This is a genomic window from Mycobacterium sp. AT1, from assembly GCF_002043095.1.
Lineage (GTDB): Bacteria > Actinomycetota > Actinomycetes > Mycobacteriales > Mycobacteriaceae > Mycobacterium.
In genome coordinates this window covers 1-13,507 of the sequence record NZ_MVOC01000113.1, presented here as the reverse complement: position 1 = coordinate 13,507, position 13,507 = coordinate 1, and the positions used below count along the sequence as shown (strand labels likewise).

The 13,507-nt window shown below is 68.9% G+C and carries 15 protein-coding genes; 8 read left to right on the top strand and 7 right to left on the bottom strand.

Annotated features, from left to right (window positions below; genetic code table 11):
• From B1790_RS33635 to malQ, 3 genes are all read right to left on the bottom strand, one after another.
• A partial coding sequence (locus B1790_RS33635; protein ID WP_079927601.1) for a metal-dependent hydrolase occupies positions 1-899 on the bottom strand: 899 nt, incomplete at its 3' end.
• A gap of 88 nt (positions 900-987) precedes the next feature.
• A complete protein-coding gene (locus B1790_RS33630; RefSeq protein WP_079927600.1) occupies positions 988-1,410 on the bottom strand; it encodes a hypothetical protein in 423 nt (140 codons plus the stop codon).
• Positions 1,411-1,475: 65 nt separating this feature from the next.
• A complete protein-coding gene (gene malQ, locus B1790_RS33625; RefSeq protein WP_079927599.1) occupies positions 1,476-3,626 on the bottom strand; it encodes a 4-alpha-glucanotransferase in 2,151 nt (716 codons plus the stop codon).
• 111 nt (positions 3,627-3,737) lie between these two features.
• On the opposite strand from malQ, the gene B1790_RS33620 reads away from it, so the two are divergent.
• A complete protein-coding gene (locus tag B1790_RS33620; protein ID WP_142271677.1) occupies positions 3,738-4,871 on the top strand; it encodes an MFS transporter in 1,134 nt (377 codons plus the stop codon).
• Here the strand turns inward: B1790_RS33620 and B1790_RS33615 are convergent.
• Both B1790_RS33615 and B1790_RS33610 read right to left on the bottom strand, forming a co-directional pair.
• Positions 4,840-5,163: a multidrug efflux SMR transporter gene (locus B1790_RS33615; RefSeq protein ID WP_079927602.1), complete on the bottom strand. Its 324-nt coding sequence runs from the start codon at positions 5,161-5,163 to the stop codon at positions 4,840-4,842. The two genes, B1790_RS33620 and B1790_RS33615, sit on opposite strands and share 32 nt — an antisense overlap.
• A 2-nt stretch (positions 5,164-5,165) precedes the next feature.
• Positions 5,166-5,501: a multidrug efflux SMR transporter gene (locus tag B1790_RS33610; RefSeq protein ID WP_079927598.1), complete on the bottom strand. Its 336-nt coding sequence runs from the start codon at positions 5,499-5,501 to the stop codon at positions 5,166-5,168.
• A gap of 36 nt (positions 5,502-5,537) precedes the next feature.
• On the opposite strand from B1790_RS33610, the gene B1790_RS33605 reads away from it, so the two are divergent.
• The 4 genes from B1790_RS33605 to B1790_RS33590 all read left to right on the top strand — a co-directional run bounded on the left by B1790_RS33605 (position 5,538) and on the right by B1790_RS33590 (position 9,956).
• Positions 5,538-7,085: a carboxylesterase/lipase family protein gene (locus tag B1790_RS33605; RefSeq protein ID WP_079927597.1), complete on the top strand. Its 1,548-nt coding sequence runs from the start codon at positions 5,538-5,540 to the stop codon at positions 7,083-7,085.
• A 53-nt stretch (positions 7,086-7,138) separates the two neighbouring features.
• Positions 7,139-8,545: an FAD-binding oxidoreductase gene (locus B1790_RS33600; protein WP_079927596.1), complete on the top strand. Its 1,407-nt coding sequence runs from the start codon at positions 7,139-7,141 to the stop codon at positions 8,543-8,545.
• A gap of 67 nt (positions 8,546-8,612) precedes the next feature.
• Positions 8,613-9,308, top strand: a complete 696-nt coding sequence (locus B1790_RS33595) for a hypothetical protein (RefSeq protein WP_079927595.1) — start codon at positions 8,613-8,615, stop codon at positions 9,306-9,308.
• Between the two features lie 6 nt (positions 9,309-9,314).
• Complete coding sequence (locus B1790_RS33590) at positions 9,315-9,956, top strand: hypothetical protein (RefSeq protein ID WP_079927594.1); 642 nt, start codon at positions 9,315-9,317, stop codon at positions 9,954-9,956.
• A gap of 10 nt (positions 9,957-9,966) precedes the next feature.
• Here the strand turns inward: B1790_RS33590 and B1790_RS33585 are convergent, their stop codons facing one another.
• Complete coding sequence (locus B1790_RS33585) at positions 9,967-10,404, bottom strand: nitroreductase/quinone reductase family protein (RefSeq protein ID WP_079927593.1); 438 nt, start codon at positions 10,402-10,404, stop codon at positions 9,967-9,969.
• Positions 10,405-10,512: 108 nt separating this feature from the next.
• On the opposite strand from B1790_RS33585, the gene B1790_RS33580 reads away from it, so the two are divergent.
• From B1790_RS33580 to B1790_RS33570, 3 genes are read left to right on the top strand one after another with little or no spacing between them, the layout of a single operon-like run.
• Positions 10,513-11,196 carry a TetR/AcrR family transcriptional regulator gene (locus B1790_RS33580; protein WP_079927592.1) on the top strand — a complete coding sequence of 228 codons (684 nt, stop codon included), beginning with the start codon at positions 10,513-10,515 and terminating at the stop codon, positions 11,194-11,196.
• Positions 11,197-11,241: 45 nt separating this feature from the next.
• Entirely contained in the window at positions 11,242-11,736 is a 495-nt protein-coding gene (locus tag B1790_RS33575) for a VOC family protein (RefSeq protein ID WP_079927591.1), read from the top strand.
• Complete coding sequence (locus B1790_RS33570; protein WP_079927590.1) at positions 11,733-13,181, top strand: FAD-binding protein; 1,449 nt, start codon at positions 11,733-11,735, stop codon at positions 13,179-13,181. Before B1790_RS33575 ends, B1790_RS33570 begins: the two co-directional genes overlap by 4 nt.
• Here B1790_RS33570 and B1790_RS33565 read toward each other — a convergent pair.
• Positions 13,178-13,507 (bottom strand): HNH endonuclease signature motif containing protein (locus B1790_RS33565; RefSeq protein ID WP_233165443.1); only part of this gene is annotated, 330 nt, incomplete at its 5' end. The two genes, B1790_RS33570 and B1790_RS33565, sit on opposite strands and share 4 nt — an antisense overlap.

Sequence of the window (13,507 nt, the reverse complement as noted above, 5' to 3'; positions counted from 1 at the left end):
AGGTGGGCGGCCCGGGCCGCGGGGGAGGTGGCGAGGTACGCAACGGCCTGCGCCGTCGACCCCATGTCGTCCGGCGAGAAGCCCGGCCGGAAGTACATGAAGGTGTTGGACCCGAACAACTTCCGGTACTTGGGCAGCAGGCCCAACTTCGAGTCGCGCATCCGGAGGCGTTGCATCTCGAACCAGCCCAACTCGACGGTCGGGTCGTTCTTCGACAGATACCAGGCGCCGCGCTGGAAGAACGTCGCCATCAGAATGACGGCGATCGACATGGCGCGGATGCGGTCGAGGTAGCTGTCGTGAAAGTAGTGTGCGACGTCGTGGGCCACCATGCGGTGCTCGACCTCTTCGCTGCCGTGCCAGCGGAACAGGTCCACGATCGTCGGGTCGGCACCGTGGTCGTCCCAGGAGCAGTTCAGCGAGAAGTCGCCGAGCACCGCGGTGTAGTGCTCGATCGCGGCGATCAACCACAGTCGGTCGCACAGGTGGTTCAGCTTGCGCTTGGGATCGGTGATCGAGGGGTCCGGGGCCAACACCTTCTCGAACACGAACTCGATCTGGTCGAGGATCGGCTTGACGTCGACCCCGTGGCCGACCATGTACTCGTGCAGCACCTTGTCGTGCACGTCGGCGTGGGTGGCCTCCTGGCCGATGAATCCGCGCATGTCCTCGGCCAGCTTGGGATCCTTGACCAGCGGCAGCGCCTCGTTGTAGGCCGCGACGAACCAGCGTTCCGCGGCCGGCAAGATCACGTTGAGCAGGCTGATCATGTTCGACGCCACGGGGTGGTCGGGAATCCAGTGCAGAGGAACGTCGTGGATGTCGAAGTGCACTTGCCGTGCCTGGATCTGCACTGGCCCGGGATCGATGACCGTGTGGAAACGCCGTGGTCGCAACATCGCAGCCCCTTCGTCGTCAGGTGACGGAAGGTGAGTCTACGCGGTTCGAACCCCTAGGTGGGACCGCGGGTACCGGGTTCTTGGGCCGTCAGCCGACGGGGACGGGAACCCCGATGGGGCCGCCGTAGGTGCCCTGACCACTGCCCGAGGTGCCGGGAGCGGGGGCGGCAGGTGCTGCAGGAGCCGCACCCGCTGCGTCCTTCGCCGCCGCCGTGGTGCAGTCCAGCATCAAGATCATCTTGCTCTTCAGGGCCTTCTGCTGGCTGACGATGCACTGTGACTGCGGCAGGTCACTGCCGAACGAGCCGCCGAACGTCGCGCGCAACCCTTGACTCTTGAGAATCCCGACGGCCTTGTAGTACGGCTCGCCGACGACGTTGGCCGAGCTCGAGGTGGCCGGGGCCGCGGTGGCGACGGCAGGACCGAGCAGGGCCACGGACGCAATGGCCGTGGAAGCAATGGCGGCCGGAACGAAGAGCCCGACGGCCCCCAGCCCAATGATCTTCTTCACGTGCCCTCCGTATGTCTCGGTGCGGCTGCGAACATATCGCAGTTCAGCCTCTTGAGAAACTTCGGTCACTCGCGTGCCGGTGTTACTTGCGCGCGCATGACCTCGGCCAGACCCGCCGCCCGGGGGCTGGCGAACACGTCCTCGAGCAGGAGCTCCTTGCCGTCGGGCCCGGCCAGCTTGACGCGCCAGTTCGGATATTCGTCTGTGGTTCCCGGTTGATTCTGGGCCCGCACGTCACCCACCGCATCAGGAAGGGCCAGCGCAAGCAGGCGCGACGGCGTCCGCCCCAGATAGGCGTACAAAGCGCTGACGATCTCCTGGACGCTCGGATCGTCGCCAAGCAGCCCCATCTCCCGCAGCACGGCGAGCCACGCCGCCTGCTCGGCCTCGTCGTCGGCCAGCTCGTCGGCGGCCGGGCGGGTCAGCAGACCCAATTCCTGACGGATGCGAACGTGCTCACCCGCCAGATAGCCCGCCGTCGGCGGCAGATCGTGCGTGGTCACCGACGACAGGCTGTACTCCCGCCACTTGCGCGGCGGCAGCGGACCGCCGGCTGGGCCGCCTTCACCGGCACGGTCCAGCTCGAACCACAGGATCGAGGTACCGAGCAGACCCCGCTCGGCGAGGTAGTCCCTGACCCACGGTTCGACGGTGCCCAGATCCTCGCCGACGACGACGGCGCCCGACCGATACGCCTCGAGCGCCACGATGCCGATCAACGCCTCGTGGTCGTAGCGCACGTAGGTGCCCTCTCTCGGATCGGCACCCTTCGGAATCCACCACAGCCGGAACAGTCCGATGATGTGGTCGATGCGAATGCCGCCCGCGTGCCGAAGCAAGGCGTTGACGAGCGCGCGGAACGGCTCGTACCCCTGCTCGACCAGGCGGTCGGGCCGCCACGGCGGCTGCGACCAGTCCTGCCCGAGCTGGTTGTACTCGTCGGGCGGCGCACCGACGCTGACGCCGAGGGCGAGGGTGTCCTGCAGGGCCCACGCGTCGGCCCCGTTGGGGTCCACCCCGACGGCCAGATCGTGCATCACGCCAAGCGCCATGCCGGCCTGGACGACGGTCGCCTGCGCGGCCGTGAGCTGGTCGTCGAGCTGCCACTGCAACCAGCGGTGGAAGTCGACGGCGTCCGCCCGCTTGGCCGCGAAGGCGGCGACCGCGGCGCTGCTGGGATGGCGCAGCTCCTCGGGCCAGAAATGCCAGTCGCTGCCGTACTTCTCGGCCAGCGCGCACCAGATGGCGAAGTCGTCGAGGTTGCGCCCCTCGCGCGCCCGGTAGGCGGCGTACGCCAGGTCGCGGCCGGCGGATCGCTTGACCCGGTAGACCGCCCGCAGCGCCGCCCGCTTGATCTTCCACACCGAGTCGCGGTCGATCAGGGTGGACTTCTTGGCCCGGGCCTGCGCGACTGACCGCGCCTTGCGCAGCTCGCCGCGTGCCCCGACGTAGGCGAACTCCTGGATCGCCTCGACCCGCAGATAGATCGGGTTGACGAAGCGGCGCGACGTCGGAAGATACGGCGACGGCTCCATCGGCGGGGTCGGCGCGGCCGCGTGTAGCGGGTTGACCAGGACGAAGCCCGCCCCGTATCGCGAGGCTGACCACACGGCGAGATCGGTCAGGTCGGTCAGGTCGCCGATGCCCCACGACCGCTCCGACCGAACGCTGTAGAGCTGGGTGGCCACACCCCAGGTCCGCCCACCGCCGAGCGAGGTGGGCAACGCCGCCGCGTCGGGGGCGACGATCAGCGCGGCATCGGCGTCGACCCCGCCCGCGGTGACGTGCAGCCGGTGGTAGCCGATGGGCAAGTCGGCAGGCAGCTCGAAGCTGGCCTCGCCAATCAACCGCCCGTCGAGCTCGCGGGGCGGCGTGTCGTTCACCAGCTGGCGAAGGCCCGTGCGGACGGTGCCGTCCTCGAGCCGGATCCAGCCGCCGACGTCGCCACCGTGGGTGACGTGCACCCAGAACGACGTCGCCCGCCCCGTCCGGGTCACGACCGTCGGCGGCAGGACGCGTCGCCAGTGATCCTCGTCGATGGCACGCAGTGCCGTCTGACGCTCGTCCTCGGTGCCCGCCGCGACACCCAGAGCGGTCAGCACCGAGACCAGCGTCGACTCCGAGACCACCTGGTGGCCGCCCGTCCAATCGTCGTAGGTGGCCGCCACGCCGTAGCGGCGGGCGAGTTCGACCAGTGAGCCGGCCAGTTCAGTCATGGCGACGATCTTGCCGGTTCAGCGGCATCCCCGCGTACCCGTATCGTCTGGGCGGTGGTGACAGCTGACGTCGAGCGCCGCACCAGCCGGGCCCGCATCGCGGTGTCGGCGATGTTCCTCACCAACGGCGCCATCTTCGCCAACCTGGTGCCGCGGTTCCCCGAACTCAAGACCGAGCTCGCCCTGTCGAACACCAATTACGGCATCGTGGTCGCCGCCTTCCCGATCGGCGCGTTGGTCGCCGGCGTCGCGGCGGGGGCGGTGATCCGCAGGCTCACATCGGCGCGCACCGCGCTGCTGTGCACCATCGGGATCGCCGTGCTGGTGTGCGCGGCCGGACTGTCGACCACCCCGGTTCTGTTGGCGGCGTTGCTGTTTGGCGGTGGCGCGTGTGACGCCGTCACCGACGTCGCACAGAACACGCACGGGCTGCGGGTGCAGCGCGCCTACGGACGGTCGATCATCAACTCGCTGCACGCGGTGTGGTCGGTCGGTGCGATGCTCGGTGCGGCCATGGCCGCCGGTGCGATCGCCCTACACGTCCCGATCGGCGTTCACCTCGGGGTGAGCGCCGCGGTGTTCATCGGCGTCGCGCTGGCCGCCTACCCGTTCCTGCTCAAGGGACGCGACGAGGCCGTCGACTCGGCCGCCGACACCGGAACCGTTGGACGCCCCGGCTGGCGGGTGTACGGCGCCCTGGCCGTCTTGGTCGTCATCGCGATGGCCGGCGCCGTCATCGAGGACGCCGGCAGCTCGTGGGCGGCGCTGTACCTGGGCAGCGGGCTTGGGGCGACGGGGGCGGTCGCCGCGCTCGGGTACGTCGCGTTGCTGGGCTTCCAGTTCATCGGACGGGTGGTCGGCGACCGCGTCGTCGACCGCTTCGGGGAACGCGCGGTCGCTCGCGGCGGCGGATTGCTGGTCGCGGTAGGCATGGGATTGGCGCTGGCCTTCCCGAGCGTCCCCGGCACCATCGCCGGCTTCGCCGTCGCGGGGCTTGGCGCCGCGACCGCCATCCCGGCCGCCATGCACGCCGCCGACGGATTGCCCGGGTTGAGGGCTGGCACCGGCCTGACGGCGTTGGCGTGGCTGATGCGCCTCGGCTCGGTCGGAGCGCCGCCGATCGTCGGGATGATCGCCGACGCGACGAGCCTGAGGGGCGGGCTGCTGGTGGTGCCGGTCGTCGGGTTGGCCATCGCCGCCGCGGCGGGTGTGCTCAGTGGACGACGCCGGCCAGTTCGATCGTGAGGACGCCGCCGATGATCAGGGCGATTCCGATCAGCATCTTGACCGTCAGCGGGTCACCGAAGAGGTAGCGCGCGAGCACCGCGACGAGGGCCACTCCGCACGCCGTCCACACGCCGTAGGCGATGCCGACGGGCATGCCGAGTCCCAGCGTCAGCCACAGCAGGTAGAACGACGCCAGGTAGCCCGCGGCGACGGGAACGATCCACGCCCGCTTGCGAAAACCGTCCGACGCGCGCAAGCCGAGCGTCGCGAACACCTCGACGCCGATCGCCGCCGCCAGCACCAACCACATCGTCACGGCGTGGAAGCCCCTGGCCGCGAACCGAACTCGATGAACAGCACCCCGGCGATGATCAGGCCGATGCCCAGCGCAATCGGCCAGGTGAAGGGGTCGCGAAAGATCACCGAGGCCAGCACCGCGGTCAACGCCGTTCCCGTCGCGCCCCAGATGCCGTAGGTCACGCCCACGGGGACGCCCTCTCGCAGGACGAGGGTCAACAGCGTGAACGCGCATGCGTATCCCGCGACGACGGCCACCAGCCAGGCGACGTGGTCGTGCGCCGCCCGCAGCGCCAGCGTCGCGGCGACCTCGGTCACGATGGCCGCGCCAAGCAGCACCCACTTGCGCACAGGGTCAACGTAGCCTGGCGCGCTATCGTCGCCTTCATGACCCAATCGGCACGCGCTCCGATCGTCGACACGGCGTACGGTCCCGTCCGCGGGATCGACGACGGGACGGTCAAGTCTTGGAGGGGCGTTCGCTACGCGGCGCCGCCCGTCGGCGACCTGCGGTGGCGGTCACCGCAGGCCCCGCAAAACTGGACCGAACCCGCGGACGCGTCAAGGGTCGGGCCGGCCTGCCATCAGCCCACCGACCCGCGGATACCGCTCGACCTCGGCGCACCGCAGGGGGACGACTCCCTGACGCTCAACGTGTGGGCGAGCTCCGACACCGACGCCGGTGCCGGCAAGCCCGTGATGGTCTGGGTGCACGGCGGTGCGTACGTCCTCGGATCCGCTGCGCAGTCGCTCTACCGCGGGCGGGCCCTGGCTGCCGGCGGCGCGGTGATCGTCACCGTCAACTACCGGCTCGGGGCTTTCGGTTTCCTCGACCTGTCGTCGTTCAGCACCGAGCGCACGCGATTCGAGAGCAATCTCGGCCTGCGGGACGTGCTGTTCGCGCTGGAGTGGGTACGCGACAACATCAGGTCCTTCGGCGGCGATCCCGCGCGCGTGACGCTGTTCGGCGAGTCCGCAGGCGGCGGCATCGTGACGACGCTGCTGGCCACCCCGGCCGCCAAGGGGCTGTTCTCCAGTGCCATCGCCCAGAGCTCCCCGGTCACCTCGGTCTACGACTCCAGTAGATCCCGAGGAATCGCGCAGCAGTTCCTGGACACGCTCGGCATCGGCGCGGACGACGTGGATCGCCTGCCCGACGTCCCGATGAGCGAACTGTTGCTCGCCTCGAAGCGACTGTTCGACGAGGTACCGGTGCGGACCCCTGGCACGTTGGCCTACGCGCCGATCGTCGACGGCGAGCTGGTGCCCGACTATCCCGTTGCGGTGGCGCGCGCCGGCGGCACGCACCCGGTGCCGTTGATCATCGGCACCAACAAGCACGAGGCGGCGCTGTTTCGCTTCATGAAGTCGCCGTTGATGCCGATCACTCCGACGGCCATCAAGTCGATGTTCGACGGGATCGCCTCCGAGCAGCCCAGCCTGCAACTGCCAAGCGAAGCGGATCTGATGTCGGCGTATCCGGGGCGGGGAAAGACCCCCGGCATGGGCGTCGCCCGCGACATCGGCTTCCGGATGCCGACGATCTGGTTCGCCGAGGGCCACGCCGCCGTCGCGCCGGTGTTCACCTACCGCTTCGACTGGGCGACGCCGATGCTGAAGCTGCTGCGCCTCGGCGCCGCGCACGCCACCGAACTGCCGTATGTGTGGGGAAATCTCGTGGCCGGAAGCAAGGATCCGACGTTCAAGCTGGGCGGGCTCAAGGCGGGCACCGCGCTGTCGGAGCGCATCCGCACCCGGTGGGTGAACTTCGCGGCCACCGGTGAGCCGACCGGCTTGGCGGGGGAGCCGCGCTGGCGGCCCTACCGCGACGACGATCGGGCCACCCTGTTGCTCGACAAGAGCGACGTGGTGGTCGAGGATCCCGACCGGCCACTGCGTGCGGCGTGGGGGAACGACGTGCTGAGCTTCCGGTAGGCCGACGGCCCTGATGCCGTAACGCGCCGAGCGCCCGTCAGTAGGATCGACGCGTGGAAACCGTCTTCGATGGATATGTGGACCCCGCGCTCGTCGAGCGGTCTCTTGCCGGCAGTGCGTTCGGGTCGATGTGGTTGGACCTCGAGCGGCCCGAGCACCCGACCCTGTCGCAGTCGACGGCGTGTGACCTCCTGGTCGTCGGAGGCGGATACGTCGGACTGTGGACGGCACTGCATGCCGCCCAACGTGATCCCGACCGACGCATCGTGGTGATCGACGCCCACCGCGTCGGGTGGGCGGCCTCCGGTCGCAACGGCGGCTTCGTCGAGGCCAGCCTCACCCACGGTCACGAGAACGGAAAGACGCGCTGGCCCAACGAGATCGACCGAATCGAGGCCATGGGGGTGGAGAACCTCGACGGCATGCAGGCCGAGATCGAACGACTCGGCCTCGACGTCGAATGGCAACGCAGCGGCATGCTCGCGGTCGCGACCGAACCGCACCAGGTGGCGTGGCTCCAGGAGGCCGCGGCCGAGGGGGACGGTGAGTTCCTCGACGGCGATGCGGTGCGCGCGGAGGTCCATTCGCCGACGTTCCTCGCTGGGCTGCTAGAGGCAGACACGTGCGCAATAGTGCACCCCGCCAAGCTCGCTCTCGAATTGGCCCGCGCGTGCACCGAGGCCGGCGTCACCATCTACGAGCACACCAACGCGACGTCGTTGAGCTCTGGCACCGCGTCGATTCAGGTGGCCGCCAACGGCGCCGTCATCACGGCCAAGCAGGTCGTGCTGGCCACCAACGTCTTCCCGCACCTGCTGCGGCGCAACAGGTTTCACACGGTTCCGGTCTACGACTACGTGCTGTCGACCGAACCGTTGACCGACGCCCAGGTGCAGAGCATCGGCTGGCAGAACCGCCAGGGCATCGGCGACTCGGCCAACCAGTTCCACTACTACCGCATGACCAAGGACAACCGGATCGTGTTCGGCGGCTACGACGCCGTCTACCACTTCGGTCGCAGGGTCGACGCGAAGTACGAAGACCGGCAGGAGACGTACCGCAGGCTCGCCGCCCACTTCTTCATCACCTTCCCGCAGCTGGAGGACGTCCGCTTCAGTCACCGGTGGGCAGGCGCCATCGACACCAACACCCGGTTCTGCGCGCACTGGGGCCTGGCCCGCGACGACCGGGTCGCCTACGTCAACGGGTTCACCGGACTCGGCGTCGGCGCTGCCCGGTTCGCCGCCGACGTCTGCCTCGACCTGCTGGGCGGGACGCCGACGCCGCGGACGGAGCTACAGATGGTGCGCCAAAAGCCGCTGCCCTTTCCGCCGGAACCGCTTGCGAGCGTCGGCATCCAGGCGACGCGATGGTCGCTGGACCGGGCCGACCATTCGGCCGGTCACCGCAACGTCCTGTTGCGCACGCTCGACGCCCTTGGTCTTGGCTTCGACTCCTAATCGGTGCGGGCCGGCGGGGGCGTCGGTACGCTAACCGTTCACCGACCCCTACCGAGCGGAGACGACGTTGCGCCGAAGGTGTGTGCGCGCGGCCGTAGTGGCAGCCGCCGTCGCGACATCCCTGCTCTCGCCCGCCGGGCCGGCCGGTGCCGCGCCGGGCGTTCTGGTGTACCCGGGGATGGAGATTCGGCAGGACACCAACCGGTGCACGCTGGGATTCGTGGACGTCGCGACGCGAACCGCATACACCGCGGGCCATTGCCGGGGAACCGGTGCCGTCACCGACAAGGACGGGAACGTCTTTGGCCGCCAGACGACCTTTCGCGACGACACCCCCAACGGTGCCGTCGTCGCCACCGACCACATGATCTCGGACTGGGAGGCCATCGCGCTGGCGCCCGACGTCCAGGTCAACGACATCCTGCCCGGCGGTAGGACGTTGGCGTTCGACCCCGCGGTGGTACCTCGGAAAGGACAGCCCGTCTGCCATTTCGGGGTGGTGACCGGGGAGAGCTGTGGCACGGTGGAGGCCGTCAACAACGGGTGGTTCACGATGGCCAACGGCGTCGTCAGTCAGAGGGGTGATTCGGGTGGCCCCGTCTACGTGCTCGCCGACGACGGGCGTGCCGTCATCGTCGGGATGTTCAACAGCACGTGGGGTCAGTACCCCGCGGCGGTGTCGTGGGACGTCACGGACCGACAGATTCGCGAAGGCGTCTTCAGTCCCGCGGCCGACACCGTGCCCGTCCCGCCGCCGGCGTAGCCACTGATGCGGTACCGGCTCTATTCCTGGTTTTCGTGGTTCTCCTCGGGGGAGCCGTGGACGGCTCGTCGGATCGCGGTCGCTTTGTTGGCGACGGTCGGCATCCTGGCGATGGTCAGCACGATCGTCGTCGGCGTCGCGATGGCCTTCCTGACCAAGGACCAGGGGCGGGCCGCCCAGCGCACCACGACGGTGCCGACGGCGCCGACTCCCGCGGTGATCGGCATTCCGCTGGCGGTGCGGCCCGTCCTGGCGCCACCGTTGGTGGCCAATCCCGAGGACTGCCCGCCGGTTCCGCCGCCTACGCCGTCGGAGGCCCCGATCGTGGTGTGTGACGTCGACCGTGCCGCCGTGTACCAGCTGGGCCCGGTTGCGTTGGCGCTCAACCTGACTGGGGCCACCGAGACGAAGTTGCCGACCAGCGAGTTCCACACCGTGCAGATGTCGATGGATCCGGCGTCCAGCACCGCCTTCGCGCAGTACACCGGCGCCAACATCGGCAAGCAGTTGGCGTTCGTCCGCAACGGTGTCGTGCTCGCCGCACCCGCCATCAGTCAACCGGTCGACGGGCAGTCGATTCAGATCTCCGGCGAGCTCGGTGCCGCCACGGCCGCCACGATCGCGACGATGCTGCGCGACGGCACCTGACGCGCAGCCGTCACAGCAGCTCGACGATCGGGATGGACGGCGCGACGGCGCGTATCTGCTCGTCGGTCGACTGCGGGGTCAGGCCACCGACGTGTCCCTTGACCTCCCAGTACCAGCGGTCGAGGTAGCGCTTCAGCAACTCGAGCTTGGCGTCGTCGGCTACCTCGCTGATCCGGACCGTCTTGCCTCGCCACCGGGGCCCCATCTCCACTTCGCCCGCGGCCCTGGCGTTGCGAACCCACTGGGTGTTGCCGCGCGGCGACACCACGAAGTCACGACCGTCGACGGTCATCAGGTTGACGACCACCCCTCGGAGCTGGCCCGTCTTACGGCCGCGGACGCGTAGGGCTCGGGTGCCGGCGATGCTGATTCCTGCTTCGGCCAGCCAGCGGAAGACGGCGTTGGTGGCGCGTGCCACGAGGTCGGGTTCGTCGTATCGGGTGGTCATGTCCAGCTCCTCAAAGTAGTGAAAAGAGAGCAATGCTCTCGTTAAAGCGTGGCACATCGATCGGGTGAAATCAAGAGCATTGCTCTCGAATTGTGCGAGACTCGATCCATGGGCAAGCGTCAGGAAACCCGTGACCGGATCGAACGCGAGATCGTCGAGGTCGGCAGGAGGCATCTGGTCACCGAGGGGGCGGCCGGACTGTCACTACGGGCCGTCGCCCGCGACCTCGGCATGGTGTCCTCGGCGGTGTACCGCTACGTGGCGAGCCGCGACGACCTACTGACCCTCCTGATCGTCGACGCATACACCGACCTGGCCGACACCGTCGCCCGGGCCGCCGCGGCGGTCGAGGGATCGTGGCAGGACCGATTGCTGCACATGGCGCGCGCCGCCCGGGCCTGGGCAATTGACCGGCCGGCGAGCTGGGCGCTGATCTACGGCAGCCCGGTGCCGGGCTATCACGCCCCCGCCGAGGTCACCGTCGGTCCTGGTACCCGCGTCGTCGGCGCGCTCTTGGCCGTGGTGGCCGACGGCGTCGCCGCGGGTGACGTTCCGGATTCCGGCCCTGCGCCGTCGCAGTCGACGTCGGCCGACTTCGCCAACGTCCGCCAGGAGTTCGCCTTTCCCGGCGGCGACGGCCCGTTGATGAAGGGCTTCCTGCTGTGGGCCGCGCTCGTCGGGGCGATCAGCCTGGAGGCCTTCGGTCAGTACGGCGCGGACACGTTGTCGGATCCCGCTGACGTGTTCGACGGGCAGATTCGGCTGCTCATCGCCGCCGCCACGCTGAACTAGAACACGTTCTAGCCAGCGGTCGTCGCCGGAGATATCCTCAATGCGATGCCTGACCAGACACCTGTCCAGATTGCCTGGGTGACGCGCGACCTCGGCGCCACCGAGGTGGCGCTGACGAACCTGCTTGGCGCCAAGAAGTGGGTCCGCATGCCCGACGTCCACTTCGGCCCCGACACCTGCTCGTACCGCGGGCAGCCCGCCGACTTCGTCGCCCACGTGTCACTGTCCTACGCCGGCGACACCCAACTCGAACTGATCGAGCCCGTCAGGGGCGAGAGCATCTACTCCGAGTTCCTCGACGGTTCGGGGCCAGGGCTGCATCACGTCGCGATCGAGGCCGCCAGCCCCGAGCGCTTCGACGAGATGCTCGGCGACGCCGAACGGGACGGTGCGTCGGTGGTGTGCCGCGGCGTCATGCCCGGCGGGATGCGCTTCGCGTATCTGTCCGCCGCGCAGGCGGGGGTTCCCTACCTCGAGGTCACGCACATTCCGTCCGAGATTCGAGCCTTCTTCGACTACGTAAAACAGGAGCAAGTGTGAGCATGCAGATTCCAGACTCCGTCGCCGCAGCAGACGTCGCGGACTGGTCCGACGAGGTCGACGTCGTCGTCGTCGGGTTCGGCATTGCCGGTGGCTGCGCAGCGGTCAGCGCGGCCGCGGCCGGTGCGCGGGTCGTGCTGCTGGAGCGCGCGGCGGCGGCGGGCGGAACCACGTCGATGGCAGGCGGTCACTTCTACCTTGGCGGCGGCACCGCGGTCCAGAAGGCGACCGGCCACGACGACACGGCCGACGCCATGTACGACTACCTCGTCGCGACGGCCCGCGAGCCAGAGCTGGACAAGATCCGCGCCTACTGCGACGGCAGCGTCGAGCACTTCGACTGGCTCGAGCAGCTGGGGTTCCAGTTCGAGCGAAGCTACTACCCGGGCAAGGTCGTCGTGCCGCCCGGCACGGAGGGGTTGTCCTACACCGGCAACGAAAAGGTGTGGCCCTTCTTCGAGCAGGCGACACCCGCACCGCGCGGACACTCCGTGCCCATGCCCGGTGAACTGGGCGGGGCGGCGATGGTGGTCGACCTTCTGGTCAAGCGCGCCGCCGAACTCGGGGTTGACGTCCGTTACGAGACCGGTGCCACCGCGTTGGTCGTCGACGACGGCGCCGTCGTCGGACTGTCCTGGAAGCACTTCGAGGACACTGGGGCGATCCGCGCGAAGGGCGTCGTCATCGCGGCGGGCGGGTTCGTGATGAACCCCGAGATGGTGGCCACGTTCACGCCAAAGCTCGCGGAGAAGCCCTTCGTCCTCGGCAGCACCTACGACGACGGCCTCGGCATCCGCCTCGGCGAATCGGTGGGCGGCGCGACCAAGCACATGGACCAGATCTTCATCACCGCACCGCCGTACCCGCCGGAGATCCTGCTCACCGGGATCATCGTGAACAAGGACGGCGAGCGGTTCGTCACCGAGGATTCCTATCACTCGCGGACGTCGGCCTTCGTGATGGACCAACCCGACAGTGCGGCCTTCCTCATCGTCGACGAAAGCCACCTGGAACGACCAGAAGTGCCATTGATTCCGCTGATCGACGGGTGGGAGACCGTCGGGGAGATGGAGGCGGCCCTCGGCATTCCGGAGGGCAACCTGGTGCGAACGTTGAACCGCTACAACGAGTTCGCGGCCAAGGGCGAGGATCCCGACTTTCACAAACAGCCGGAATTCCTTGCCGCCCAGGACACCGGGCCATGGGGTGCCTTCGACCTGTCGCTCGGCAAGGCGATGTACGCCGGGTTCACCGTCGGTGGTCTGGCCACGTCGCTCGACGGCGAGGTGCTCCGCGAGGACGGAAGCGTCGTCACCGGTCTGTATGCCGCAGGTGCCTGCGCCTCCAACATTGCCCAGGATGGCAAGGGGTACTGCAGCGGCACCCAACTCGGCGAGGGGTCGTTCTTCGGCCGCCGCGCCGGCGAGCACGCCGCCGCGCTCTAGGGTCCTGGGCCCGACTGCGCGATGCGTCTGGCGCGGTCCTGGGCGCGGGTGGTCTTGCGCCGCGGCATGGTCAGCCCGGCGGTGTGCGCAGGCGGCGCCTGGCCCACCTCAACGGGTTGGGTGGGCTCGGACAGTTCGGGGAAGAGCAGTCGGCTACCCGGGGTGGTGGTGTGTCTTCGGCCGTCGGGTGCGGTCCAGATGACGGTGCCGTCGTCGAGTTGCTGGTCGCGCCAACCACTTTCGCCGCCCCAGAAGGTCTTCAAGAGATGGTGTCTTCGGCATAGGCATTTCAGGTTGGACGCCGCGGTCGGCCCGTATGGCCACGG